Below are 26786 nucleotides of genomic sequence, written 5' to 3' on the forward strand. Positions count from 1 at the left end.
CAAGTTTTTTCAAACCATGAAAATTGAAAAAACAGTGGAGAATACATGAATCTGCTACTTATAGGTGTGTTATTGGCCATCATGGCCATAGCCTATCAAATCGGATTAAGTAAAAGCCGTAGCTTAGCAGGTAAGGGAAGCAATTCTGCAAACTTACACTCGCGTCCCGGATATTATGGTGCCCTGGTTGCACTATGGTGTGGTATCCCTGCGTTTTTAATTTTGATTGTTTGGAATATGGTGGAACCCACTTTTCTGGAGCAGGTGGTACTCAACCATTTGCCAGAAAATGTTTCGGCCAGTCTGGATCCGGCAAGTCTGAGTGTTGTGATTGATCGCGTTCAGGCACTTGCCTCAGGTTTCGGGGTGAGTGATACACCTGCAGCCTATGAAGTCGCAGCTGCGGAACAGCTGGCTAAATTCTCGACCATTGGTACGTTTGCCAAACTGGCAGTGGTGATTTCGGCGGCGCTGGCTGGTCTGGTCTGGGCCAAGAAACATATTAGCCAGGAATTTCGTGCGCGTAACCAGGTCGAAAAAATGATTAATATCGGCCTGGCATTGTGTTCTGGTGTGGCAATTCTGACCACCCTCGGGATTGTGATGTCGATGTTTGGCGAGGCAATGCGTTTCTTCAGCTTTGTCAGCCCACTGGATTTCTTCTTTGGTACTCAATGGAACCCAGGTTTTAGTACCTCAGGCAGTGCTGAAGGCAGTTATGGTTTATTGCCACTGCTCTGGGGCACGCTCATGGTCAGCGGGATCGCACTTTTAGTTGCAGTTCCGGTTGGTCTGATGATTGCGATCTATCTGGCAGAATATGCTTCACCGCGATTCCGCTCTTGGGCAAAACCTACGATTGAAGTGTTGGCGGGTATTCCTACGATTGTCTATGGTGTCTTTGCCTTGATGATTATCGGTCCATTCCTTAAAAGTATGGGTGCTCTGGTCGGACTCGAAATTAATGCCACCAGCGCGCTGACCGCCGGTCTGGTCATGGGCATCATGATCATTCCATTTGTATCTTCTCTGTCAGATGACATTATTACTCAAGTACCACGTGCTTTACGTGATGGTTCTTTGGGTTTGGGTGCCACCAAATCTGAAACGATCCGTCAGGTGGTTTTACCTGCAGCCTTGCCCGGTATTATTGGTGCGTTCCTGTTGGCAGCGTCACGTGCGATTGGTGAGACCATGATTGTGGTCCTGGCAGCTGGTAACAGTCCGCAGCTGCATGCCAATCCGCTTGAAGCCGTATCTACGGTTACGATTACCATCGTCAATCAGCTAACTGGCGATACTGATTTTGCTAGTCCACAAGCACTGGTGGCCTTTGCACTAGGATTGACGCTATTCGTGATTACCCTGGGTTTGAACATTGTTGCACTGATCATCGTGCGTAAATATCGTGAGCAATACGACTAATGAGTACTTCAAATACAACGCCTGTGGATCAGCGTATTGATCCATCCGTCGCTGCCGAGCTGCGTGAAAAGCGTAAGAAGACCATTCAAAGCTCTTTGGCACGACGTCATCGTAAAGAAAAAACCTTCCGTCTATTTGGTTTCTCTGCGGTACTTGCAGGTTTGTTCTTTGTGGTATTGCTGTTCGGTAGCATTTTGTCCAAAGGTCTTCCTGCATTCTGGCAAAGCAGTATGAATTTGCCGATCTATTTCGATCCTGCCATTGTGAATATTGGCCCGAAACCAAAGCCTCTTGCAGGAGAATCTCCGGTGCAGTTTGAAGATCGCTTTATTGCATGGCAGACCGAAGTGGGCATGGTGGATTGGGATGCCCTGATTATCAACGGCATGATTGCCAAAGACCGCAAGCTGGAAAGTCAACGTGATGAACTGGGTTCTATATATACTAGCTCGGAAGCTTACCGTTTGCGTGACATGGTTATGAAAGATCCAGCTCTGGTCGGTCAAAGCAAAGAAGTGAAAATTCTGGCTGATGCTAATGTTGATGTCTGGTTAGCTGGAAATATTGACCGTGATCTTCCAGATGAACAGCAGCAACTAAGTCCTGAAGTACGTCAGGTGGCGGATGAAATGAAAGCCGCTGGTGTAATCGAGAATAGTTTCAATACCAATATTTTTACTAGCCCGGATTCGCGCAGTTCGCCGGCAACTTCCGGACTGGCAGGTGCCTTCATGGGCTCGCTGTTCATGATGATGATCGTGATCTTTATCTCGATTCCAATCGGGGTAGCCTCTGCGATCTATCTGGAAGAATTTGCACCGAAAAACTGGATTACCGATGTCGTAGAAGTCAATATCAACAATCTGGCAGCCGTTCCCTCAATTGTCTTCGGTCTGTTGGGTGCAGCAATTTTCATTGGCTGGATGCATTTGCCACTCTCAGCACCATTGGTGGGTGGTCTGGTTCTGAGTCTGATGACCTTGCCGACCGTGATTATTACCACACGTGCATCACTTAAAGCTGTTCCACCTTCGATTCGTCAGGCAGCTTTAGGACTCGGCGCTTCCCGTATTCAGACAGTATTCCATCATGTGTTGCCATTGGCTTTGCCGGGTATTTTAACGGGCGCAATCATCGGAGTTGCACAAGCTTTGGGTGAAACAGCACCATTATTATTGATCGGAATGAGTGCTTTTGTTGCCAGCGTTCCAGCTACTCCATTTGATCAGTCAACGGCTTTACCGGTGCAGATTTTCTTATGGCAAGGCAATGAATTGCGTAACTTCTTTGAAGGTCGTACTGCAGCGGCAATTATTGTACTTCTGGCCATGATGATCAGCTTGAACAGTCTGGCTATCTGGCTACGTAAGAAATTTGAAGTCCGTTGGTAATAGGGGGCAGAATCATGAACACAACTATTATTCAAAATTCCTTAGAAAAGGATCAATCCGTGAATTCACAACAGACACAATTTAGCTCGGATGAGGCGACCCAAAAGCCGGCAACTCCGTTTGTTTCCCAGTTCGATACGCAAAGCAGCAAAAAAGATGTAAAGGCGACGAATGTGAAACTTAGTACTTCCGATGTGCATGTGTACTATGGTGAAGCGGAAGCGATTAAGGGTATTGACCTGAACATTTATGAAAATGAAGTGATTGCTTTTATTGGGCCCTCAGGCTGTGGTAAATCAACCTTCCTGCGTACCTTAAATCGCATGAATGACACTATCGACAGTTGTCGGGTGAGTGGTAAGGTTATGCTGGACAATCAGGATATTTATGATCCAAACCTGGATGTGGTATTGTTGCGTGCCCAAGTCGGTATGGTGTTCCAGAAGCCGAATCCGTTTCCGAAATCAATTTTTGATAACGTAGCATATGGCCCGAAATTGCACGGTTTAGCACGTGACAAGTATGATCTTGAGGAAATTGTGGAAGGCAGCCTACGTAAAGCCGGCTTGTGGGAAGAAGTGAAAGACCGTTTGAATCAGCCGGGAACAGGTTTGTCAGGTGGTCAGCAGCAGCGTCTATGTATCGCACGTACAATTGCAGTATCACCTGAAGTGATCCTGATGGATGAACCATGTTCAGCTCTTGATCCTATTGCAACCGCTAAAGTGGAAGAGCTGATTTCTGAGCTATCTACGCAATATACCATCGCGATTGTAACTCACTCCATGCAACAGGCTGCACGGGTTTCTGACCGCACTGCGTATTTCCATCTGGGTGATCTGATTGAAGTCAACTCGACCGAAAAAGTCTTTACCCAGCCAGATCATCAGTTGACTGAAGCCTATATTACAGGGCGTTTTGGTTAATTATTACTTTCTGAAAAAAGAGCTATATAGCTCTTTTTTTTATCTCTGGACAGAATGAATGTATATAGAATAAAGGAATAGGGTCATTAAATTTTGGAAAAATAAAGAGAATCTAGTTTTTCCAAAATTCCTTTAGCATACTAAATTTTAGAAAATGGCAGAGCTACCAAAAAATAAATATGGAAAAGGTTGTACAGTCTATGGAAATGATAAAAAAGAAGTCCATCTTTCTGATGTTGCTGATTACGTTGAGTGTAATCGTGGGTGGTTTATAGCATCAACTGTAAAAGGATGATCTGCTTGCTGTGTGGGATAAGTCTGAATCTCTATTATAAATAAGACAAAGCAGCACAAAGCTTTATATGCGAATTCTGCCCTGTTAGTGGGTATTATTGCCAAGACGGACTATCAGTAGGAAATAGGTTTTTTGTAATACTAATCAATTAAGCAACAATATTGTATTGAAAAAAACATAAATTGACCTAATCTAAAGTAAGAAGCCCGAACTAATTAAATAGAGAACTGATTTTTTATGTTATTTCATACTCCAAAACTGTCCGCTGAAATCCGTATTAGTCATCTCAATGCGCGTATCAATGAACAAAGAAAAAAAATAGCGCAAACTACTGGCTCTAAACTGGAACTTTTACAGTTGTCACAACAACTGTCAAAAGAGGCGCGTGCGCGTAAGAAAACCAATCAGAAAATCTATGTACTCGATTTTAAAGGTGATATGGCTGCTTCCGCAGTAGAAGGTTTGCGTGAAGAAATCACTTTGATTCTCGCCACTGCCAAAGCAGGCCGTGACCGTGTTGTGGTGCGTCTGGAAAGTCCAGGCGGTATGGTGCATGGTTATGGACTTGCTGCAGCGCAACTAGTGCGTTTACGTGAAGCAGGTTTTCATCTGACCATCTGTGTCGATAAAGTAGCCGCTAGTGGTGGCTATATGATGGCATGTATCGCTAATGAAATTATTTCGGCGCCTTTTGCAATTGTGGGTTCAATTGGAGTGGTTGCTCAGGTACCAAATTTTAACCGTCTGTTGAAAGATAACAAAATTGACTTTGAACTCTATACCGCAGGTGAGTACAAACGTACTGTGACTATGTTCGGTGAAAATACCGAAGAGGGTAAAGCCAAGTTTGAGGAAGAATTGCAGCAAACCCATGCTTTATTCAAACATTTTGTTGAGAAGTATCGCCCGCAGCTCAATATTGAAAAAGTAGCAACTGGGGAGCATTGGTATGGTCGGGATGCGCTGGATCTTAATCTTGTTGATACCCTGCAAACCTCGGATGAATACTTGCTTAATGTGTTAACTCAGCATGATATTTATTTACTGCAGACTCGCAAGAAACCAACTTTGGGTGAAAAATTGGGCCTGCAAGCAGCGCAAATTGCTGATTCACTTGTGCCGACTGTCATGAATAAAGTCATGGAAAGCTTAAGCAAAGCAAATGCAAACTTGGTACAAATGCGTGATCCAAAACTGTAATCATTGGTTATAAAAGTTAGTGAATAAAAAAAGCTCACAGAATGTGAGCTTTTTTTATCTATACAATAAATGTCCTGCATTGAAGATGTAATCACAGGATATTGATTCAAGATTGGACCATCTGTTCGCTGGGTTATTTGGACAGATGGAAGCGGGATTTAAGAGCTTCCCATTTTGCTTGACGTCTTGCTTTGTGTTCAGCCTTTTTTTGTTCTTTTAGGGTTACATTGGCGATACGCTGCGATTCATGCCAAGCTTCAACGCTCGCTTCAATTTCTGATTGCACATCATCAAAACTCCAGCGATAAATGGTTGCACCGGTTTTGTCAAATAAAGCATCAATAAAATCTTCAGATTCTTCATAAGCATCAATGAGCAAGCCTGTACTTTCTTCAGGTAAGGCTTGGCTGATTTTTGTCAATACAGCCATATCGTCCTGCTCATGATTAATGTCATAAGACTCACCGAGTAATGCACCCGCGGTAAAGCCTAGAACAATCCCGAGTGGGCCGCCTAATATTCCAATTAAGGCACCAAGCAGGCCTCCGCCTACCAAGCCGCTATCCTGCCTAGGATCTAATTGTTCCTCAATTTTGAAATTTCCATTTTCTTGACGTTTGAGAAGGGTAATTTCGTTAATATTTTGGATAGGTGAATTTTTTAATTTATTAAAACCTTCAAAGGCTTTTGAGGGTTCATTCCATGTGATCAGAATAATATTGTGAGCCATTTCTTATTACCTAGTTTTAATTATTCGATATCGAAGATCATACAATCTCAGGTCTATTAAATGGGTTAATTTTTGTTGATATTAAGGTGTGTTTAGTTATATATGATCATGGATAGTCAAATAAGGAAAATGATGTCCTGGTTTTACTTTTATCTTGCTCAGAATTAAATTGAATTAATAATAAAGTTAAAATTTTATTTTAACTTTCCATTAATAGAGCATTTTATTATTGGGGAGTCTCCTATAAACATTTTTATACTAAAAATTAATATCAACTTTAAGTCAAATTTAATTGTGGAAAATAAAATTCTATATAAATGATTTTTTTAATAAAATTAGAAGATAGTGTCAGGAAGACTATTTATTGGACTGTATTAACATGATGCTACCTGTGATTATGGCACCAATGGTTGCAAGTAACATATCTTTATGTGCATCCCAGATATCGCCTTGCTGTCCATTATAGTTTTCCGCATCTTCTGCAGACAGACGAATAGCAATGAACCATTCAAGCCATTCATAAATCAGGCTGCCGGCCATCACAAATTGAATAACCAAAAGAAAAATCGTGAGCGGTTTCTGTTTTGGAATCCAGACTTGAAACAAACGATAAAAAACAGGATAAAGTAATAATCCGTAGGCCAAGTGAACAAAACGGTCAAACATATTGCGTGACCAATGCATTGTTTCATTCAGATTAAAACCAAAAATTTGCTCAATCCACTGGTTATATGGCACATAAGAATACAGATAATGGGCTGCCACCACATGGATCAGCAGAAAAAGAATATAAAGATTAAAACTGAGAAAATTTATTCCGATCTTATATAAGCAGAGGAGTAGCATCAGCACCATAAAAACTGTGCCCGCTTGATGGAGCAAATATGACTCTATTTCTAAAGGTTGAATGCTGGCCACTATAACTGCGATTGCCAGAATCGCTAAACTGACAAAATGCTTGCTACTTAATTGATGATCTATCATCGGCGTCTTATGCAATTATTTTAAACTGATCATAATTATAAATAAAAAAGCGAAGCCGGAGCTTCGCTTTTAGTCTTAATCGTCTGAATTAAATTTTAGCGATCAAGTCCTTAATTTGTTTTGCCTGATCTGCAGCATTACCTGTGTAAGTAGCAGGAGTCATTTCTGCTAAACGCGCCCGCTCAGCAGCAGGAACAGCTTCCAACTCGTTACCATTTACGAAATCAACCATCATGTCGCGAGTCATGGCTTGACCACGAGTAAGTGCTTTTAGTTTTTCGTACGGTTTTTCAACGTTGTAACGACGCATTACAGTTTGAATTGGTTCAGCCAATACTTCTTGTGCATTGTCCAGGTCTTCATTGATCCGCGCAGCGTTCAACTCAAGTTTGCCAATACCTTTTAAGCACGCTTCAAACGCGATTAAGCTCTGCGCAAAACCAACACCCATGTTGCGAAGCACAGTAGAGTCAGTCAGGTCACGCTGCCAGCGAGAAATTGGAAGTTTTTCACCTAAGTGGGCAAGTACAGCATTGGCAAGCCCTAAGTTACCTTCAGAGTTTTCGAAGTCAATCGGGTTCACTTTATGTGGCATGGTTGAAGAACCGACTTCGCCATCTTTCAGCTTTTGCTTGAAGAAACCAAGCGAAATATAACCCCAAACATCACGGTTAAAATCGATCAAGATTGTGTTGAAACGACGAAGCGCATCAAACAGTTCTGCCATGTAGTCATGTGGCTCGATCTGAGTGGTGTACGGGTTGAAGTCTAGACCCAAAGACTCTACAAATGCTTGTGAATGCGCAGGCCAGTTGATGTCTGGGTAAGCAGAGTAGTGCGCATTGTAGTTACCGACTGCACCATTGATTTTGCCCAGTAGCTCAACATTTTTGAACTGTTTGATTTGGCGTGCAAGACGGTAAGCCACGTTCGCCATTTCTTTACCCAAAGTCGTCGGGCTTGCAGTTTGACCGTGAGTACGAGACAACATTGGCTGGTCTGCATGTTTTTCAGAAAGCGCAACGATTGAATCAATGATTTGCTGCATAGATGCAACCAGTACATCACGACCACTTTTCAGCATCAAGGCATGTGACAGGTTGTTAATATCTTCAGACGTACATGCAAAGTGAATGAATTCACCGGCATTTTTAAGTTCTTCGATACCAGCGATTTTTTCTTTCAGGAAATATTCAACCGCTTTAACGTCGTGGTTGGTGGTGCGTTCGATCTCTTTGATGCGATTGGCATCATCTTCAGAAAAATCGCTCACAATCGCATCAAGCGCTGCATTAGTTTCGCCTGAAAACGCCGGAACTTCAGTAATTTCCGGATGGTTTGCAAGCGCTTGTAACCAACGCACTTCAACAGTCACACGAGCATGGATTAAACCAAACTCAGAAAGAAAGGGACGTAGAGCATCACATTTGCTCGCGTAACGTCCATCTAATGGAGAAAGTGCAGTTAAAGCGTTCATATCGATTCCTTAGATTTTGGAATTAAACGTAAAACGAAACACGTGCAGCATCAGTTAAACCACCTGAAACTGTAAACGCGCTAGATTCTGAATATCTTGTAGCAACTTGCGTTTGCCAAATACCATGCCCCAAGAGCTGCCACCGAGCTGACGCCACAGATGTGCCATTTGCAAGCCGGTAAATAAGGACGCACGAATGCGGTTGGTATGTCCGGCATCTTTAAAGGCTTCGGCATTACCACGTACCATAATTCGCGGATTAATCTGACCGGCCGTATCGACATAGGTTTGAGCTAGATTGGCAATGATGCTGGGGTGCAGGTAATTATTATCAAAGAAAGAAAGCTGTCTGAGAATTTTCTGTTGGGACTGTTCAATAATTTCAACAAATTTGGGATTGCTATAGACCTTCTTTTCTAACTGAAGAAGTGCCATTGCATAGGTCATTGGAAGTTTTGTACTGGAAAGTTTTGGAATTCTGGATTTGGGTGAAGTGTTGAAGGGCTGAATAAGGCTGCTTTCTAATGTTTTTAAACCTAAGGAAACATCGGCCAACTGGTTAAAAAAGTCTAAAGTCTGGGCGTTCTGATTGCTGCCGGGGCGGATATTAAGACTGGCTTTAATTAACTGTTCAAAATAGAAGTTACCACTTTCACCAATGCTTTGCTGACCTGTCACCGCTGTCATATGGGTTAGCTGGGTGGCCTGAAACACACCTGCTAATGCCAAAGCACGATTTTGACGAGTATTCAACGTTGTGGCTGGTTGAAATGGTAACTCCGTCATGCCGAATTCATCCTTTTATAAAATCAGGTTTAGGCGCATTGGTATGATGAATCACACCCCCCCCTAAACAAACTTCACCTGAATAGAACACCACGCTTTGACCTGGGGTCACCGCACGTTGAGGTTCATCAAACTCAACACGAACACCATTCGGCGCTTCTGAATCTTGATACACAGTACATGCCTGATCAGTCTGACGGTAACGGGTTTTGGCTGTGCAACGGAAACCTGTTTCAGGAATATCCTGCTCACCTGCCACCCAGTCAATTGCCTCACTCCAAAGTGTAGTACTTTGCATGAGAGGATGTTCATGGCCTTGGCCGACCACCAGACGATTGCCTTCGATATCTTTATGCAATACGAACCAGGCGCCTTCAGCAGCTCCTTTCATACCGCCAATACCAATGCCACCGCGTTGACCGAGCGTATAGTACATTAAGCCGTGATGATCACCAACCTCTTTACCGTCTTCCAGTACAATTTTTCCGGGTTGAGCGGGTAAATATTGCTTCAAGAAGTCATTAAAACGACGTTCACCAATAAAACAGATCCCAGTCGAGTCTTTTTTCTTGGCAGTAACCAGATCTAATTCTTCTGCAATTTTACGGACTTGTGGCTTTTCAATTTCGCCAACAGGGAACAGAGTCTTATTAATTTCACGACCATGGACAGCATGCAGGAAGTAAGTCTGGTCTTTGTTATTGTCCACACCACGCAGTAGCGGTGCATATTCTTCACCACGTGAGTTGGTCATGGTTTCACCACGACGACAATAGTGACCTGTCGCAATAAAGTCTGCACCCAGGTTCACTGCATGATCGAGAAAGGCACGAAATTTAATTTCTTTATTACATAAAATGTCTGGGTTAGGCGTACGTCCGGCTGCATATTCTGCCAGGAAATGCTCGAAGACGCGATCCCAGTATTCCATCGCGAAATTGGCAGTATGCAGTTTAATCCCGATCTTGTCGCAAACGGCTTGTGCATCGGCAAGATCTTCCATTGCCGTACAGTATTCTGTGCCGTCATCTTCTTCCCAGTTTTTCATGAAAAGACCTTCAACCTGATAACCCTGTTGAAGTAGGAGTGCTGCAGACACAGATGAATCTACACCACCAGACATACCGACGATGACACGTTGTTGCATAGGATTAGGCATCCAAATTTGAAATTAAGGGAGAATTTTGGTGCTCGTAAATGAGCGATAAAGGATATTTTTGACCTGAAAGTGCATCTTGCACGGCTTTAATTACCAGTGGGCTACGTGCGCGAGCAGACTCAATCAGTTCATCAAGCGTCATCCACACTGGACCGACAATGCCTGTATCTAAAGTGGCATTCGGATCATAGGCGATGGAATTGGCCAAGAAACAGAAACGGTAATAGGTGCGGTCAGGGAACATCGGTGGAGTATAGGTATATATACCCAACAAGTGTTTTACTTCCACGGTATGACCTGTTTCTTCCATAGTTTCACGAATGGCAGCTTCAATAATGCTTTCACCACATTCGACATGACCTGCTGGCTGATTAAAAACTGTGTGCATCACACCTTCAGCATGTTCTTCTACAAACAGGAACTTTCCGTCTTTTTCAACAACAGTTGCGACAGTGACGTGAGCAGTCCAAGCGGTCATAAGGCAGCACCATGGAAAAGGATGCACTATTGTATAAAATTTTGGGGTGTGTGGCTATGTGAAGGGCAGGATTTCTTTGATTCTGTAAATAATCGAGATTTTAAAAAGGAATCGAGCGGTATAAATAAAGGAAAAACATTAAAATTCTCGCTATTAAATAAGGTTATAGGCTGACACCTGGCTGAAATATGCGAAAATGTGTTTGTAAAAAAGCCCCTTTGAAAAAGGAGCTTTAATATATTTTCAATCGCATCTATGCATTGAGCTCTGACTAGACGGCTCAATACTTTATATTATTTTAGATTACAGTTACTTTGAAATTTCCCTTGGTCCACAGAATTAATAAAGTTGCCAATCAGGGTGGGACTCTGTCTTAGGGAATCACGATGATCTCCACCTTTAACTTCATGGAATTCGATAGGTTTTTTCATTTTACAAATTTGCTGAAAGTAAGCATAAGTTCCACGAGGATCGACCAGTTGATCTTTATCACCTTGTACCAGCATCACAGGTACGGTAGGGATCATATTTTCAATTGACTGTTTTTTTAGATAGGTAATCAAAGGTGTCAGATTGGCATCGGGCTTGAAAACTGTTTTGGGCGCTTGCTTTAAGTCATCTTGCAATTCTGACAAACAACGACTACGTGCAAAAGTAAGAATTTTATTCATCTCGGGGCTAACGAGATTCGTAGGGTTAAGCGTTGGATCTGCTGCTTCAGCACCTAAAAGAACAATAGGAAAAAACGAAGCAACACTCGATGAAATCTGTGGATGAGTTTTTACATATTCAGCAATTCCCTGATATTGATACCCTCCTGGCGCAAGAGCAATTGCTCCCCGAAGCTTGAATTCTGGTGCATATTTTTGCCCATGTGCGGCTACCATAATAGTGGCAGCACCACCTTGGCTATGTCCCATGACATACCAGTCTTTACTAAACTGATAGGGCTTTAAAAAATGGGCCGCTCTTACAGCATCCACTACAGTATGCAACTGGCTCTGGGCATTCATATAGGGATGTAAGGTGGGCGTACCTAAACCTTGATAGTCGGGTGCGACTACTGCATAACCACGCGCAAGCCAGGCATTTAGGGCCGTTGCTGCAATTTGCTGGTAGACATGTACTGGCCCGCCCACATAATCCTCAGAGGGTGCACAGGTATCGGCCACCCCAGTTGTACCATGAGCCCAGGCTAGTACAGGCCAGCCTCCTTTGGGTGCCTTGCCTTTAGGCAATAAAATGAATCCAGAAGTGACGATAGGCTCGGCATTTACTCCACGACTGCGATAATTAATTAAAAACCGTTGTGAAGCATTGGTAAAGAGATCGGGAGTTTGCTCTTTTATAGACAGCAGTGTACCTGGTGTTTTTGCTGCAATATCAGAAAACAGGGTTTTATCCTGATTGGCTGGAGCGGGAGAAGCGAACACATATGCGGAACCCAAGTATATGCAGCTGACTATGGTTTTTGAAATCAGATTTTTTATTTTCAACATGGAAGTATTCTCCACTCTTACTTATATAATTTAAAATATTCTAAATCTTTAGGATGATCTAGGTGAAAATATAGACAATTTCACAATAAGTTTAAACAGTTAAATATTTATTTTTGTAAGATTTAGGCCCCTGAAATGAAGTGTCTTATATTTGATAATTTATGTAAATGAATGGATTAGATTTAATGAATTAATTATCTTTAAAGTAATAAAATGAGGGGCTGTAAATAAAATTTTTATTAATTTAAATTTATATTTTATAAAACTATAAAAGATCTAGGAGGGATTGTATTTAATAAAGGGTTAAGAATATGCTTCATGGTTTAAATCACTGGATTTAATTAACCTAAAATGATTGGTGAAAAAAATATAATGATCAATCGTAAAGAGCTAAAAAACAGTAATTAGTTTTAATTACTGTTTTTTATATAAAAAGACAGATGAAGGGCTTATTTTATTTTAGCCCATTCTTTAGCCAAACGTTGTCTAAAGCTTTGTTTTTTATCTTTCTTACACTCTTGAACCATAATAGGTGTAACCTTTTCAATACCTTGTGTATCAATAATCTGATTTTCTACACCTTTATTATTCATATTTAAAGCTATAGTTACGCCAACAGCAGTTGGTTGGTACTTAGCATCCAATACAAGAAAGTCCTCACATGTCCATTGGTTTACCGGTTTTTTTGCGGAAGCAGAATTTACAAAAAATGGAGATAATGCTACGCAAGATAAAATGATAATAGATAATTTTTTCATTTTAATTAATCTCTTATGACGGTTATGAAATTATCTGAGATTATAATATTTAATTATAATCTTATTTGGTGAAATTAACTGATACTTGATAGGATGTATATTAATAATGTGTATCTAATTTTATATAAAATTAATTTAATCATAGTAAGTATTTAATAGATATAATATTAATATTAATTTATTAAATTGTTTGAAAATTAATATTACAATTTTGAGAAATGGTATATTTCAAGTAAATTTTAAGAATTTGATTTTGGATGATGCCGAGATTAATTCTAATATACTTGAAATAACGGTTTCACGCATTACTTCCCCTGATTTCTTATACTTAAATATTCTTGTGAATTGAGATAGTTAAAGCCGGCATTTTCTCACTGTGTTTTGCTTGGCCATTGAGCATAACCCATATAATCACCGGTCTTTTTGTTTTTGTGGAGGCGATAGCCTAAAGAACCTAGAACCAGATGAATCCCTTCTGTACGTGTTTTCCATGCTTGCACGAAAGCTTCATCTGTCGCTGGTTTAATTTTGAAACAATAGACCGCAATAAACATTTTAATTCTCTAGGTCATGCTTGTTTTTAAGCAAGCATTAAACTAATAGGATTAAAATAATATATTGAGATATAAATATTTTTATTTATCCAAGATAATTTCGGGAAACTTTTACATAATTTTGTGCTGAATATGGCAAGAATGCTATTTCTTTTTCAGTTAACGGTCTTAATTTTTTTGCAGGACTCCCCACATAGAGCCAGCCGCTTTCCAAAACTTTATTCGGTGGTACTAAAGTTCCTGCACCAATCATGACATCATCCGGAATTACCACATTATCCAGAATAATACTATTAATCCCGATCAGAACACGATTGCCAATGGTACAGCCATGCAGCGTTACGTGATGACCAATTGTCACATCTTCCCCAATAACCAGGGGTGAACCTTCCGGTTGGTCTGCTTTCTTGTGGCTTACATGCAGCATGGCATGATCTTGAATATTCGAGTTTTTACCAATCCGGATCGAATTAACATCTCCACGAATCACGGCAAAAGGCCAGACTGAGACATTTTCAGCCAAAATTACATCACCCACGACTACGGCCATTGGATCGATATAACAGGAATCTGCCACTTGCGGAGTGGTATTCAGATAAGAACGAATATTTTGGCTCATGTCAGTATTACCCTGAAAATTTATGATCATTATAAAATAAAAAAGCATACATTCCAGGAATGTATGCTTTGGCTTTAGTCTGAAACAGTATGTATAAATTAATACTTAGAACAGGTTGCTAAAGAATTGCTTGATATGATCCAGCATACGTGCAAAGAAGCCTGCTTCTTCAACTGCCTGTAGTGCAACCAGTGGTTTTTCAGCAATTACTTTGCCATCTAGAGTGGCTACATATTTACCTACTACCTGACCTGGCTGTAAAGGTGCAGTCAGTTTAGGCTGTACCACCAGTTGGGTTTTAATTGCGTTGGCCTGACCTTTTGGCATGGTCACATTAAAGTTTTCAGCCAGGCCAATCTGGACTTCATCTTCCTTGCCGAACCAGACTTTGGCTTTGGCGAGTACCTGTTTGGCAGGCTGAACATTTTTGGTTTCGAAGTTGGCATAACCCCAGGCAAGCAGCTCACGTGTCTGAGTCGCACGTTCCTGCATAGTTGGTGCACCAAAAATTACTGAAATTAATCGGGTAGGGCCACGTTTTGAAGAAGTTGTCAAACAATAACCAGCTTCATTGGTATGACCGGTTTTTAAACCATCTACACTTGGGTCAGTATATAGCAGGGCATTACGATTACCTTGCTTAATCCCATTAAAAGTAAATTCTTTTTCCGCATAAATCGGATAATACTTTGAACTGTCTTTGATGATGTGCTGTGCCAATGTGGCCATATCTTTGGCAGTCGAATAATGTCCTTCAGCAGGCATACCGGTTGAATTGATAAAGCTGGTATTGGTCATGCCAATACGTTTGGCTTCCTGATTCATCATATGTGCAAAGGTACCCTCGTTCCCTGCAATATGTTCGGCCATTGCTTTAGAGGCATCGTTACCAGACTGGATAATAATTCCGCGCAGCATTTCCAGTGCAGTTGCCGTACCGTTTAAAGGTACATACATACATGATTCCGCACTGCTACCGCGGCACCATGCAGATTCATTCATACGGACCTGTTCGTCTTCAGTCAGCTCACCGCTCAATAGTTTCTGCTCGATGATGTAACTGGTCATCATCTTGGTCATGGAAGCAGGGGCTAATTTTTCATTTTCATTTTTAGATGCGAGAATTTGCCCTGTTTCGAAGTCCATCAGCACATAAGATTTATTATTCAATTCTGGTGGTGCAGATAAGACAGTTGCTGCAAAGCTGAAACTAGGAATTAATAATAATGCAGCAAGGGCAGTTTTTTGGGTCATTTCTAGTGGGTTCCAATATCTTGATGTAAGCACGAAGAGCCTAGCATTTTAGGACAAAGCTAGGCTGACTTCTATGGGAAACCCAGTCTAATTTCAAAAGTATTGTAAGTAATCGGCACAAATATCGCTTAATTTTAATATGTGGTTAATTCGTCACAAATCACCTGATTTTTTTGTTTCCCAGCTTTTTTGGCATCCGCTTGTGCTTCAGCCAGAATATTGCGGAAATCTTTCTGTTTTGCCATCTGATTTAAGCGTTCCACCGGATTGCTTTGACCCGGCATATATTCTGTCACCAGCTTATTATAGCCTTGATTGAATTGTGACTTGTCTTTAACCACGCTTGGGCAGATTTCTGAAAGAACATAAATTGCAGCCAGTTCCTCTTTGGTCACTTTCTGGGTTGGAGTAACATTAATATTTTCATCGGCTGCGAAGGCGGAAGTTCCGAAAAAAGTTGCTGCGGAAACTGTACAGAAGGCCAAAGCCTGAAATAATGGACTTTTCATTAAAAAACTCAAAAAAAAGATTTAGAACAATAATTTGCCTAGCTTAAACTTATTTTTGCAATTGAAAAGTAGGGAAATGTAGCGAAGCTGTAGAAATGTGAAGAAATCTGTAAGCAAAATAAGATGATGTGGACATCATCTTATTTTTCAAAAGTAAATTACTTAGCCTTGGTAGTCCAAGACCTCTTCACATACTGTTTTTTGCTCGTCCTTTGCAGTTTGTTTGGCACCCTGACGCGCTTCTTCAAGCAAGGATTTATATTCGCTGTCAGCCTGCAACTTGGTATAGCTCATGCCTTTATCTGAATATTCTGCAAGATAAGACTGGATCAATTGTTGAATCGTACTGTCCAATTTTGCATTTTGACCAATCACGGCCGGGCAAACTTCGGTCATGACCTGTGCTGCGGCAATATCTTCTTTGACGATGGTATCGTTTTCTTCAACAGTCAGATCGGTCGCTAGGACAGAAGGGGAAATGAATACTGTCAGGCTTAAAGTTAAAGCACCAAATAAAGGGAATTTTTTAATCATCTTGAGCCACATATTATAAAGATGGATGTCGAGCCATAAATATATATAATTCCTGTACTAATACAATGAATTGTCCTAACTAGTCATTTTTTAAAGTAACGAGATTTTTTCAGTGAATATTTTAGTTTCAAATGATGACGGTGTATTGGCACCCGGTATTCAGGCTTTGGCAAAAGCTTTAAAACCTCTGGGGCGGGTAGTTATTGTGGCACCCGAAAGTGAACGCAGCGGATTTTCCAGTGCTTTAACTCTGGATCGCCCTCTACGCCCCATCCAGATTTCCCCAGATGTCTGGGCTGTCAATGGCACACCGGCAGATTGTGTCTACCTGGCAATGAACGGCCTGTTTGATTTTGAGTTTGACCTGGTGGTCAGTGGAATTAATAGCGGTGCGAATCTGGGCGATGATGTATTGTACTCTGGTACGGTCGGTGCAGCTTTTGAAGGCCGTTTAAGTAAAAACCCTGCAATTGCCGTATCATTGAGTGGGCCGAATGTACGCAGCTATCAATATGCACAGGATTATCAGCTGGCTGCCGAATGGGTACATGATTTTATTGCTCGCGGTTTGCCTGTTCTGCCTGAGCGTCATATTTTCAATATCAATATTCCAGATGTGGCTGAATTACAGGGTGAAAAGGTCACTTATCAAAGTCGTCGCCGTCAGTCTAAACTGGTGACGAATCATGTGGATCCGCGCGGTCGCCAAGTGTACTGGATTGGACTCTCCGGAGAAGCAGTCGCAGAACCTAAACCAGGATATAGCGAGATTGATTCAGACTTCTCTGCAGTAGCCAATGGCTATGTCAGTATTACCCCCATCCAGATGGATGCCACCAATTATGAGAGTTTGCGGAATTTGCAAACACAATTAGCAGAAAATGCATCCCTAGTGTTATAACTTTGTGAAAAACTCGCGATTACAAGTATATTGCCGTAAAACTTTGCTAATCTTAACGAAATTTTGCAACCGTATAGCATTAGAGAGGAAGATAATGTTCTTGGTGTTACCGAAATGTGTCGTAGCTTCACCTGCCGCCCTGATTAAAACCCTGGTTTTATCGACTGTTGTTATTTCTACAGGAATAATTACCGGTTGTGCCACCAAACCTCAGGTGAATAATGCGACACGCTATGCAACGGCTCCTGATTTCTATACGGTGCGTTCAGGAGATACATTGAGTGGTATTGCAGCACGTTATGGGTTGAACTATATCAGTGTTGCCGAGATGAATGACATCAGTGCACCTTACCGGATTTATGTGGGACAGTCGATTCGTCTGAAAAATAATACTGCACACCGTAGTACTAGTACACAGGCAGTGACACAGGCAGCGCCAATCCAGCGCCAAACAATTGCAGTGCCTGCACCAGCACCAGTCGCGCCCGCAACGACAGTACAGACGACACCACGTGTCAGTACAGCTGCGCCGGTAACACCTGTATCTACCGCAGCAGGCCTGCGTTGGGTAAAACCGTCTAATGGGGCGATTCTACAACCGTATAATCTGGCGTCTAATATCAAGGGCATTCGCTATGCTGGCAATGTCGGTGATCCGGTATTTGCAGCAGCAGACGGGCAGGTGGTTTATGCTGCAGACGGCCTGAAAGAGTATGGTAATCTGGTTTTGATCAAGCATGTCAATGGCTATATCACAGCTTATGCACATAATAGTAAAATGAATGTGAAAAGCGGTCAAAATGTAACTGCAGGTCAAAAAATTGCAGAAATGGGATCGACAGGGACCACCCGGAACATGCTTGAGTTTCAGGTGCGCTTAGACGGCAAACCTATTAATCCAGCTACAGTGCTGCCAAACAATTAAAAAAATAATGCAAACTGAAAATTTCACCGTATAATACAATAAGTTGCTTTTATCAAATGATGGAGCGCCTCATAAGTTTAGAGGGAAATTTATGTTAGATCAGCTTCGAGCAATGGGTGTCTTTGCTTGTGTTGTGGAGAAAAACTCGTTTAGCGGTGCTGCCCGTGAATTAGGAATTACGACCAGCGCCGTTAGTCAACAGATTCGCTCATTAGAACAAGATATGGAAGTCATACTTTTAAATCGTTCGACGAGAAAATTAAGTCTGACCGAAGCGGGACAAGCTTTTTTTCATAGCTGTCAAGAAATGTTATCTGCTGCTGAACGTGGTAAAGTCCGGATCAATGAGTTACGTGATGATCTTGTGGGTGAACTGCGCATTGTATCTTTACCAGAACTGTGTGCGAATCATGTGATTCCTGCACTTTCTCACTGGATATCCGCACATCGTGGCCTAGCAGTACATCTGGAAACAAACAATCATGAGGTTGATTTGTTAGAAGGACGTATTGATATCGCCCTGAGATTCGAACAAAAAATCGATGAGCATAACCTTGAGGTTGTGCCATTGATGCAGATTGAGCAGATTCTGGTGGCTGCACCAAGTTATATTAATCAGAGTACGATTATTTCACGACCTGAGGATCTGCAAAATCATGACGTGATGCCTTTAACGCATATCAGAAACCACCAGTATTTCCATTTTCAGCATGTCAATACCGCGGAAAAAGCAGAGTTTGAATTGAAATCCCGTTTCAGTACCAATAATGGTCTGGTCGCAAAAGCAATGTGTTTGCAGGGGAATGGTATTGCTAAAATTTTATATCTTGATGCTAAGAAAAACTTGCTGAATGGTACCTTGGTTGAAGTTTTGCCTGAATGGAGACTTCCCCAGATTACCCTTTATGCAGTCATGCCAAAACGTGAACAACAACCTACAAAAATTCTTCGTTGCCTTGAAACCTTGAAACAATATTTTGGCCAGATTTCTGGTGGACGTATGTTACAAAATGCCTCATAGAATGCAGAATAATAAAAAAGCCGCTTTAAAGCGGCTTTTTTAATTTCAGGCTGGTGTATTAAGCCAAATAAGCTTTAATCATCGTAACCAGACGTTCAATCAGCTGATCCGCCTGTTCTTGGGTAATGTTCAGGGTAGGCAACAGGCGCACGACATTGCCTGCGGTGACATTGATAATCATCTTGTATTCATCGCGTGCAATATCAACCAGGTCTCCACAGTCTTTAGGCAATTCAATCCCGATCATCAGACCAAAACCGCGCACAGTTACTTGGTGATCTGCAAGCTGGCTACGCAATTGCTCAACAATATAGGCACCTTTTTCAGCAGCATTGGCCACGATATTTTCTTTTTGCATGATGTCGATAATGGTATAGACCACACGCGAACCCAGTGCTGTACCGCTATAAGTTGAACCGTGATTTCCTGCAGTTAGTACACCAACACCACGACCTTGGGTCATGACTGCACCAATCGGGAAACCGTTACCTAAGCCTTTAGCAGTGGTCAGTACATCCGGAACAATATTGGTATGCTGATAAGCAAAGTATTTACCGGTACGACCATTACCGGTTTGAACTTCGTCCAGCATCATTAGCCAGTTGTGCTGGTTACAGATGTGACGAATCTCTTCCAGATAGCTGAAACCTTGAGGTGCGGTATTAACACCGCCTTCGCCCTGAATCGGTTCAATCAAAATGGCTACGATATCCGGATGGTTGATTGCAGCTTCTTCAATCGCTTCGATATCACCAAAAGGTACACGAATAAAACCTTCAACTAGCGGACCAAAGCCATCCTGAACTTTTTTATTACCTGTAGCAGACAGGGTGGCTAGTGTACGGCCATGGAAAGAACGATCCGCTACAATAATTTTTGGAGAAGCGATACCTTGCATATGACCAAATTTACGCGCAATCTTGATTGCACCTTCATTGGATTCTGCACCGCTGTTCGAGAAAAATATTTCTTCCATACCCGCTACTTCAGCCAGTTTTTGTGCAGCGGCGGTTTGCCAAGGCACTTCAAACAGGTTACTGGTATGAATCAGGGTCGCTGCCTGGTCGGCAATCGCTTCGGCAAGCACAGGATGCGCATGACCTAAACCACATACTGCAATTCCGGTTAAGGCATCAAAATACTCTGTACCATCTTCAGTATAAAGATATGCACCCCGTCCTCGGACAAAGCTGATCGGTTGACGGCCAAAAACGGGCATCAAGTGAGACGGTTGATCAGGTTGTACCGGTGCGAGGGTAATATTATTCATGACTAACTCTTAACTGTTAGGTGGAAAGAAAAACTTATATAAGCAAAAACTCGCTCAGATTTAAAGGGCAATTGTAAATAAAATTGGAAATATTGCTTTAGACATACTGTTTTGCTTGGATTTGGGTATAATGCGAGACAGATGAGTTGAGGATTTATCAATGACTGAACAAGCACGCGATACCGAAGCGTTAATTCGTGACCAAATTGCAAAACATGCAGTACTTCTTTACATGAAAGGCACACCGCAATTTCCACAATGTGGTTTTTCTGCTCGTGCAGTAGAAGCACTCAGTCAGATTGGTCGTCCGTTTGCTTATGTAAACATTCTGGAAAATCCGGACATTCGTGCGATGTTACCGCAAATCGCCAACTGGCCGACGTTTCCACAGCTTTGGATCAATGGTGAATTGATCGGTGGTAGTGATATCATGCTCGACATGTTCCAGAAAGGTGAATTAAAACCTTTAGTTGAACAGTACAGCCCGGCACCTGAAGCTTAATTTAGATTTAAATTAAGTCCAAGAAATAAAAAAAGCGCTTCATATCAGAAGCGCTTTTTTTATGAGTGAGAAATGCAAGCAGAACAGAATCAGTCTTCTGGCTGTTCCTTAGTCTTTTCAAGTTCTTTTGATTCAGCGGCCAAGGTAGCAGCGAGGACCTCTGAATCGGCCTGGACCTCTTGTACAGGTGCTTTATCTTTTTGCTTTTTCTTCTTCTTTTTTTTCTTTTTCTTTGGTACTTCAACCAGTTCGGCACCATCTTCAATCGCTTGCCAATAATCCAGCTGTGCCATCACTGCGGCATAGATTGAATTTTTGCTATAACGTCCTTTTTTATCCAGCGTACCCACTGGTCGAGCCATCAGGATTTCTAATGCCTGATCAATGGTATCAATTGCATGAATATGGAACTGACCTTCTTCCACGGCAAGGGTGACATCTTTACGCAGCATCAGATGCTGCATATTTTGTCGCGGAATAATTACACCTTGTTTACCGGTCAGGCCCTGTAACTTGCAGGCATCGAAGAAACCTTCAATTTTGGCATTCACGCCACCTACTGGCTGTACTTGACCTAGTTGGTTCATAGACCCGGTAATGGCCCAGGACTGATCAATTGGTAACTGGCTGATGGCCGAAAGTAGAGCTGAAAGTTCTGCCACTGTGGCACTGTCACCATCAACCTGACCATAACTTTGCTCGAAGGCCAATGCGGCAGAGAAGTGCAAGGTCTGTTCACGACCGAAATGTGCTTTCAGGAAAGACGCCATCAGTAACACACCTTTGGCATGCAGAGATCCACCGAGTTCTACACTGCGTTCGATATCCAGAATATCACCGCCACCCTGATAAACCGAAGCCGTCAGACGTGAAGGCAGACCAAATTCAACATCAGCATAATGAATCACCGACAGGGCATTAATCTGTCCCAGACGATGGCCACGGGTTTCAATCAGTTGGGTACCACGGGTCAGATCCTGCCAGTATAGTTCACGTAAATAGCCGAGACGATATTTGCGGTGATCCAGTGCGGTATTGATGTGTTTTTCTGAAACCATCTTGTCACCTGCCTTGAAAGCATGATGATGTGCTTCACGGATCAGATCACCCAGTGTCAGGGCATGTAATGACAATGAACTTTGATCTTCAGCTTGACGGCTGGAATCGGTAAGCAATGCGGCCAGAGCAGACCGGTCAAAAGGCAGTAATTTATCGGATTGCACATAGTCGGCAATCAGTTGCATATAGGCCTGCTCGTTGTCGTCATTACGTTGTAATGTATCGGTAAAGTCAGCGCGGATTTTAAAGATGCTGCCCAGTTCAGGTTCAAGCTCTAAAATTTCATAATAAATTTCAGGCTCCGCCAGCAAGATCACCTTGATGTTTAAAGGAATCGATGCAGGTTCGATCGAAATACTGCCGGTCAGCGTGATCATATGCTCAAGTGAAGACAGTTTTAAATGCCCGGATTTAAGCGCGCGTTTCAAACCTTGCCATGCATAAGGTTGTTCCAGTAGTTGTTCTGCTTCCAGCATCAGGAAGCCGCCATTGGCCTTATGCAAACTGCCTGGACGAATCAGGGTAAAGTCAGTCGTGATCGTGCCATTTTGGGTCAGCTGTTCTACATGACCCAGCAAGTTGTAATGGGTTGGAAAATCTTCAAAGATCACCGGCGCACCACTGTTCGGCTTGTGTGTGATAATCACATTGGCCTGATAACGTGCCGGAACGCGACTGAACAGTGCCGGAGTGAAATCGTCTTCTTCCTGTTCCAGCACAATTTCGACATTGTTAATAATATCTTCAGCATAATATTTCAGGTAATTTTCCAGACCTTCCACATGTTTGAATTTTGCCAGAATCTGTTCTACTCGCGGCAGAACCACCTGCTTGGCAATATCACGATTTAGCACCTGTACGCGATCGCGTGCATCATCTTCCAGATCACCCAGATGTAGCCCTAGACGTTCCAGCTTTTTATCCATATAGCGCATGTTGGAAGCGAGTTCGGCACGATCTTTGTTGCTTAATGCGTTTAGATCTTCCTGAGACATTTCCTGCAATTTGTCATCGATCAAATGCACAGGTACAAAACAGTGCTCATCGTGTCGCGAGATCAGCTTCAGATCCAGTTCTGCACCTTCTTTGGTGAGTTCAATCAGTGCCTGTTGTTGTTCATCCCCGGTTTCCTGGCGAATCATTTCAATGCGGTTGTGATAGCTTTCAGCAGTAAAACGGCGCTCAAGCTGTTTCAGGATGGTTTGCCAGCTTTGATTTAACATCGCCTGAAATTTTGGTGCCTGCCCAGGGGGTAGTTCCAGTGCAAGCGGCTGACGCTGGTTTTGAAAGTTATTGACATAGACCCAGTCATTAGGAGTATCCATGGTTTTGGCATGCTGCTGTAGCAAACGTTTCACCATGGTGCGTTTACCAAGACCTGCTGTACCGACGGCAAAAATGTTATAACCGGAATAAGGCAGGGCAATCCCGGCCTCGACTGAAGCACGTGCCCGATCTTGGCCCAGAAAATTATTCAGGGGCTTGATCCGTTTGGTAGACGCAGGAATTTTTTCTAGATTAGGAATATGTGTCAGTTGTATTGATTTTAAGCGGGTATGTTCAAGGGTGTTTTGAATTTCACTTTGTTCAAATGCCGAGATGAGTAAATCTGAGCGGATATTTTCTGGTGTTGTCGTATTGTTGCTGGCGATAGAAGAATTAATTTGATCGAGTCTCTGGGTCACTGTTGAAAATCCAAAACGAAATATTACGTTGATGAGAGTTAAGGTATACAGATTTACTTGAAAAATTCAAGCCAACATGTCGCTTTTCCCAGAAAATAAAAAACCGGAAATGTGATAAATATATAAATCTTGTTGAAAGATACGCTATTACAGGATTGAATAGCAGCAATTGGTTTTTCTGCGGAAAATAATAAAGCAATGACAACACAAACGACGGGTTGGAAATCCGCATTTACAGCATTTTTAGATCGACGTGCCTTGATTATGCTGTTCTTGGGATTTTCGGCTGGTGTGCCGATTCTTCTGATTTTTTCCAGTCTGTCTTTATGGTTAGGTGAGGCCGGAATCAGCAAAAGTGCTGTAACTTTCTTTAGCTGGGCGGCATTGGGCTATTCTTTTAAATTTGTCTGGGCTCCGCTCATTGATGAACTGCCAGTGCCCTTTTTGACCAAGGCCCTGGGACGCCGTCGTGCCTGGTTGCTGATCGCCCAGATTCTGATTGTCTGTGCTATTCTGATTATGGCATTTTCTGATCCTGCGCTAGGAACGACCCATTTACAGCAAATGGCACTGGGGGCAGTGTTGCTCGGCTTTTCCGCAGCAACGCAGGATATTGTGATTGATGCTTACCGGATCGAGCTGGCAGAAACCCAGATGCAGACTGTGCTAGCCGCCACCTATAATGCCGGTTACCGGATCGGGATGATTGTTGCGGGTGCCGGGGCATTATTTTTGGCTGCCTATCTGGGTACAGCGAAAGGCAACTATATTTATGATGCCTGGAAATGGACCTATATGGCGATGGCTGCGGTCATGATGGTGGGTATTGTCACCACACTGTCCATCCGGGAACCACAGGTTAACCGGGTACGCAAGCACTATGTACGCAGTGACTATTTTCGTCTGGTCGCAGTGTTTTTTGTTGCGGTCATCAGTTTTGTACTGAGCTATGTCTATTCGGGCAATCTGGTGGCCAGCGTCACGGAACAGTTTGCCATTCAAGATACCTTTGTCTTGTTCTGTTTTGAAGCTTTACGTTTTATTGGCTCGGGTGCAGTAGCCTTTGCCGTTGGCACCAGCCTGGTAAAAATGGGTGCAGTCAACAAGCAGATGGCCTATGAAACCTGGGTTGATCCGGTTGCCGATTTCTTTAAACGGTATGGTTTGAAGTTGGCTTTGGTGCTGTTATTGCTGATTGGTTTTTATCGGGTTTCCGATATTATTGCCGGGGTGATTTCCAATGTCTTTTATCAGGACCTGAATTTCAGTAAAGAGCAAATCGCTGAGGCGGTCAAAGTTTATGGCGTTATTTTCTCTTTGATCGGTGGATTTCTGGGTGGGTTGTTGGCCCAGAAAATGAATATCATGAAACTGATGTTTGTCGGTGCTCTACTGGCCTGTTTGACCAATCTCATTTTTATTGGGCTGGTCAAGTCAGGTGAACAACTGGCCGCTGTTGAAGTTAGGGTGGCTAATCAGGTTTATCAGGCAGATACAGATGAAGTTGGTTACTGGAAGCTGGAGCTACCGAGTGCCGTGCTGGCGCAAAGCAAGCAGTTACAAGTATCGGCTGCTTATCTGGATGGAGATGTTACTGATCAGGCCCCGGTACAAGTCAGTATGCCGTATTTAACTGAAAAACCGGGCAGCACCCAGTTACAGATCCTGCCGATTACGAGTGATAATACGCTTACAGCTGCTGAACAGGACAAGACCATTGTGGTGCGTGGCCAGTATGTCGGTAAAGCACTGCCAGAAAATCAAAAGATCGTGTTGCAGATTAACGACCAGAATATTGATGCGAAACTGGAAAGTGAGGGCATATTTACTGCCGCGATTCCAGCACAGCAACTGATCCAGTCACCCGCACATATTATCAGTGCAGTCTTGATGCAAGATGGTCAGGCACTGCAACAAACAACCCATGTTTATCAGGTCAATGAACAGTTGACCCATACCCCGAATCTGGATATTGATATCCAACCTTTAGCATTGGTAGATAACAACAGTTCAGATACAGTCGAGGTCAGTGGTAAGGTAATTAAACCTTATAGCGACAAGTGGCTTTATTTTGCCATTATTGTCGATAACCTGGCCGCCGGGCTTGCAGGTGCTGCATTTATTGCGTTCTTATCGAGCTTGACCAGTGTCTCATTTACCGCCGTTCAATATGCGATTTTTAGCTCTCTCATGACCCTGACGCCTAAGATTTTAGGCGGATATTCGGGTACTATAGTCACCCATATCGGTTATCCGAACTTCTTCCTAATGACTACTCTAATCGGGATCCCCATTCTGATTCTGGTAGTCTGGGTTGCAAAATTGCTCGGTGAACACCAACAACAATCTGTACAAAAGGATGATTAATATGCGCATGCTGCATACCATGTTACGTGTAGGCAATTTAGAACAGTCTCTCAAGTTCTATACTGAAGTACTTGGCATGACTCTGCTTCGTAAGCGTGATTACGAAGAAGGTCGTTTTACCCTGGCTTTTGTCGGTTATGGCGATGAAGAAAATCATACCGTGCTAGAGCTGACGCATAACTGGGATACAGACCATTATGAGCTGGGCAATGGCTATGGTCATATTGCGATAGCAGTTGATGATGCTTACAAGGCATGTGAAGAAATTAAAGCGCGTGGCGGTAACGTCGTGCGTGAAGCCGGTCCGATGAAAGGTGGCGTGACTGTGATTGCATTTGTAGAAGATCCAGACGGTTATAAAATCGAGCTGATCCAGCAGGATCAGGATGCACGTAACAACTAAGCGTGGTGTAGTGAAATATATTCATGTATAGATGAATATATTACATCAAGCTGAATGCGTAGTATCAGCCCGGCA

The 26786-nt window shown here is 42.6% G+C and carries 25 protein-coding genes; 10 read left to right on the plus strand and 15 right to left on the minus strand.

Going from position 1 to position 26786, the window contains the following annotated elements; translation table 11 throughout:
- The first annotated feature begins 45 nt into the window (after window positions 1-45).
- The 4 genes from pstC (at window position 46) to sohB (ending at window position 5237) form a co-directional block, all read left to right on the plus strand.
- Complete coding sequence (gene pstC / locus VXQ92_RS01165; protein ID WP_005107378.1) at window positions 46-1425, plus strand: phosphate ABC transporter permease subunit PstC; 1380 nt, start codon at window positions 46-48, stop codon at window positions 1423-1425.
- The gene (gene pstA / locus VXQ92_RS01170) at window positions 1425-2816 is read left to right on the plus strand and encodes a phosphate ABC transporter permease PstA (protein WP_064095488.1); all 1392 of its coding nucleotides are present in this window, start codon (window positions 1425-1427) and stop codon (window positions 2814-2816) included. Before pstC ends, pstA begins: the two co-directional genes overlap by 1 nt.
- 14 nt (window positions 2817-2830) lie before the next feature.
- Window positions 2831-3742, plus strand: coding sequence for a phosphate ABC transporter ATP-binding protein PstB (pstB, locus tag VXQ92_RS01175; protein ID WP_416679977.1), 912 nt, complete (start codon window positions 2831-2833; stop codon window positions 3740-3742).
- A gap of 532 nt (window positions 3743-4274) precedes the next feature.
- Complete coding sequence (gene sohB / locus VXQ92_RS01180; protein WP_064095486.1) at window positions 4275-5237, plus strand: protease SohB; 963 nt, start codon at window positions 4275-4277, stop codon at window positions 5235-5237.
- A gap of 133 nt (window positions 5238-5370) precedes the next feature.
- Here the strand turns inward: sohB and VXQ92_RS01185 are convergent, their stop codons facing one another.
- From VXQ92_RS01185 to VXQ92_RS01245, 13 genes are all read right to left on the minus strand, one after another.
- Complete coding sequence (locus VXQ92_RS01185; protein ID WP_416679979.1) at window positions 5371-5967, minus strand: hypothetical protein; 597 nt, start codon at window positions 5965-5967, stop codon at window positions 5371-5373.
- 357 nt (window positions 5968-6324) lie between these two features.
- Window positions 6325-6951: a DUF2238 domain-containing protein gene (locus tag VXQ92_RS01190; RefSeq protein WP_416679980.1), complete on the minus strand. Its 627-nt coding sequence runs from the start codon at window positions 6949-6951 to the stop codon at window positions 6325-6327.
- Window positions 6952-7039: 88 nt separating this feature from the next.
- Complete coding sequence (gene purB, locus VXQ92_RS01195; RefSeq protein WP_064101388.1) at window positions 7040-8428, minus strand: adenylosuccinate lyase; 1389 nt, start codon at window positions 8426-8428, stop codon at window positions 7040-7042.
- Between the two features lie 54 nt (window positions 8429-8482).
- Complete coding sequence (gene hflD / locus VXQ92_RS01200; protein WP_064101387.1) at window positions 8483-9214, minus strand: high frequency lysogenization protein HflD; 732 nt, start codon at window positions 9212-9214, stop codon at window positions 8483-8485.
- A 7-nt stretch (window positions 9215-9221) separates the two neighbouring features.
- Window positions 9222-10361 carry a tRNA 2-thiouridine(34) synthase MnmA gene (mnmA, locus tag VXQ92_RS01205; protein ID WP_064095481.1) on the minus strand — a complete coding sequence of 380 codons (1140 nt, stop codon included), beginning with the start codon at window positions 10359-10361 and terminating at the stop codon, window positions 9222-9224.
- 4 nt (window positions 10362-10365) lie between these two features.
- Complete coding sequence (locus tag VXQ92_RS01210) at window positions 10366-10851, minus strand: NUDIX hydrolase (RefSeq protein WP_064095480.1); 486 nt, start codon at window positions 10849-10851, stop codon at window positions 10366-10368.
- Between the two features lie 293 nt (window positions 10852-11144).
- A complete protein-coding gene (locus VXQ92_RS01215) occupies window positions 11145-12350 on the minus strand; it encodes an alpha/beta hydrolase family protein (protein WP_416679982.1) in 1206 nt (401 codons plus the stop codon).
- Window positions 12351-12799: 449 nt separating this feature from the next.
- A complete protein-coding gene (gene hdeA / locus VXQ92_RS01220) occupies window positions 12800-13108 on the minus strand; it encodes an acid-activated periplasmic chaperone HdeA (RefSeq protein WP_064095478.1) in 309 nt (102 codons plus the stop codon).
- Between the two features lie 371 nt (window positions 13109-13479).
- On the minus strand, window positions 13480-13662 hold the full coding sequence (locus tag VXQ92_RS01225; RefSeq protein ID WP_416679983.1) for an antibiotic biosynthesis monooxygenase family protein: 183 nt from the start codon (window positions 13660-13662) through the stop codon (window positions 13480-13482).
- Window positions 13663-13747: 85 nt separating this feature from the next.
- Window positions 13748-14281: a gamma carbonic anhydrase family protein gene (locus VXQ92_RS01230; RefSeq protein ID WP_416679984.1), complete on the minus strand. Its 534-nt coding sequence runs from the start codon at window positions 14279-14281 to the stop codon at window positions 13748-13750.
- A 105-nt stretch (window positions 14282-14386) separates the two neighbouring features.
- Window positions 14387-15535, minus strand: a complete 1149-nt coding sequence (gene dacC, locus VXQ92_RS01235) for a D-alanyl-D-alanine carboxypeptidase PBP5/6 (protein WP_144724496.1) — start codon at window positions 15533-15535, stop codon at window positions 14387-14389.
- Between the two features lie 134 nt (window positions 15536-15669).
- Window positions 15670-16044: an MCR_0457 family protein gene (locus VXQ92_RS01240; protein WP_064095475.1), complete on the minus strand. Its 375-nt coding sequence runs from the start codon at window positions 16042-16044 to the stop codon at window positions 15670-15672.
- Window positions 16045-16206: 162 nt separating this feature from the next.
- A complete protein-coding gene (locus VXQ92_RS01245) occupies window positions 16207-16578 on the minus strand; it encodes an MCR_0457 family protein (protein WP_064095474.1) in 372 nt (123 codons plus the stop codon).
- A gap of 112 nt (window positions 16579-16690) precedes the next feature.
- Between VXQ92_RS01245 and surE the strand changes: the two genes are divergently transcribed.
- The 3 genes from surE to VXQ92_RS01260 all read left to right on the plus strand — a co-directional run bounded on the left by surE (window position 16691) and on the right by VXQ92_RS01260 (window position 19425).
- Window positions 16691-17479: a 5'/3'-nucleotidase SurE gene (gene surE / locus VXQ92_RS01250; protein ID WP_416679987.1), complete on the plus strand. Its 789-nt coding sequence runs from the start codon at window positions 16691-16693 to the stop codon at window positions 17477-17479.
- A 94-nt stretch (window positions 17480-17573) separates the two neighbouring features.
- Complete coding sequence (locus tag VXQ92_RS01255) at window positions 17574-18404, plus strand: peptidoglycan DD-metalloendopeptidase family protein (protein WP_416679989.1); 831 nt, start codon at window positions 17574-17576, stop codon at window positions 18402-18404.
- Window positions 18405-18495: 91 nt separating this feature from the next.
- The gene (locus tag VXQ92_RS01260) at window positions 18496-19425 is read left to right on the plus strand and encodes a LysR family transcriptional regulator (RefSeq protein ID WP_416679990.1); all 930 of its coding nucleotides are present in this window, start codon (window positions 18496-18498) and stop codon (window positions 19423-19425) included.
- Window positions 19426-19483: 58 nt separating this feature from the next.
- Here VXQ92_RS01260 and VXQ92_RS01265 read toward each other — a convergent pair whose 3' ends face one another.
- Window positions 19484-20695 (minus strand): aspartate aminotransferase family protein, encoded by a 1212-nt coding sequence (locus tag VXQ92_RS01265; protein ID WP_416679992.1) that lies wholly within the window; start codon window positions 20693-20695, stop codon window positions 19484-19486.
- A gap of 160 nt (window positions 20696-20855) precedes the next feature.
- On the opposite strand from VXQ92_RS01265, the gene grxD reads away from it, so the two are divergent.
- Window positions 20856-21197, plus strand: coding sequence for a Grx4 family monothiol glutaredoxin (gene grxD, locus VXQ92_RS01270; protein WP_064095469.1), 342 nt, complete (start codon window positions 20856-20858; stop codon window positions 21195-21197).
- Window positions 21198-21286: 89 nt separating this feature from the next.
- Here grxD and VXQ92_RS01275 read toward each other — a convergent pair whose 3' ends face one another.
- The gene (locus tag VXQ92_RS01275) at window positions 21287-23941 is read right to left on the minus strand and encodes a Lon protease family protein (protein ID WP_064095468.1); all 2655 of its coding nucleotides are present in this window, start codon (window positions 23939-23941) and stop codon (window positions 21287-21289) included.
- Window positions 23942-24139: 198 nt separating this feature from the next.
- On the opposite strand from VXQ92_RS01275, the gene VXQ92_RS01280 reads away from it, so the two are divergent.
- Together VXQ92_RS01280 and gloA are read left to right on the plus strand one after the other, a co-directional pair.
- Window positions 24140-26308, plus strand: a complete 2169-nt coding sequence (locus tag VXQ92_RS01280) for an AmpG family muropeptide MFS transporter (protein WP_416679994.1) — start codon at window positions 24140-24142, stop codon at window positions 26306-26308.
- Between the two features lies 1 nt (window position 26309).
- Entirely contained in the window at window positions 26310-26711 is a 402-nt protein-coding gene (gloA, locus tag VXQ92_RS01285) for a lactoylglutathione lyase (RefSeq protein ID WP_064095466.1), read from the plus strand.
- Window positions 26712-26786: the final 75 nt, after the last annotated feature.

It is taken from the genome of Acinetobacter sp. 228, from assembly GCF_048147885.1.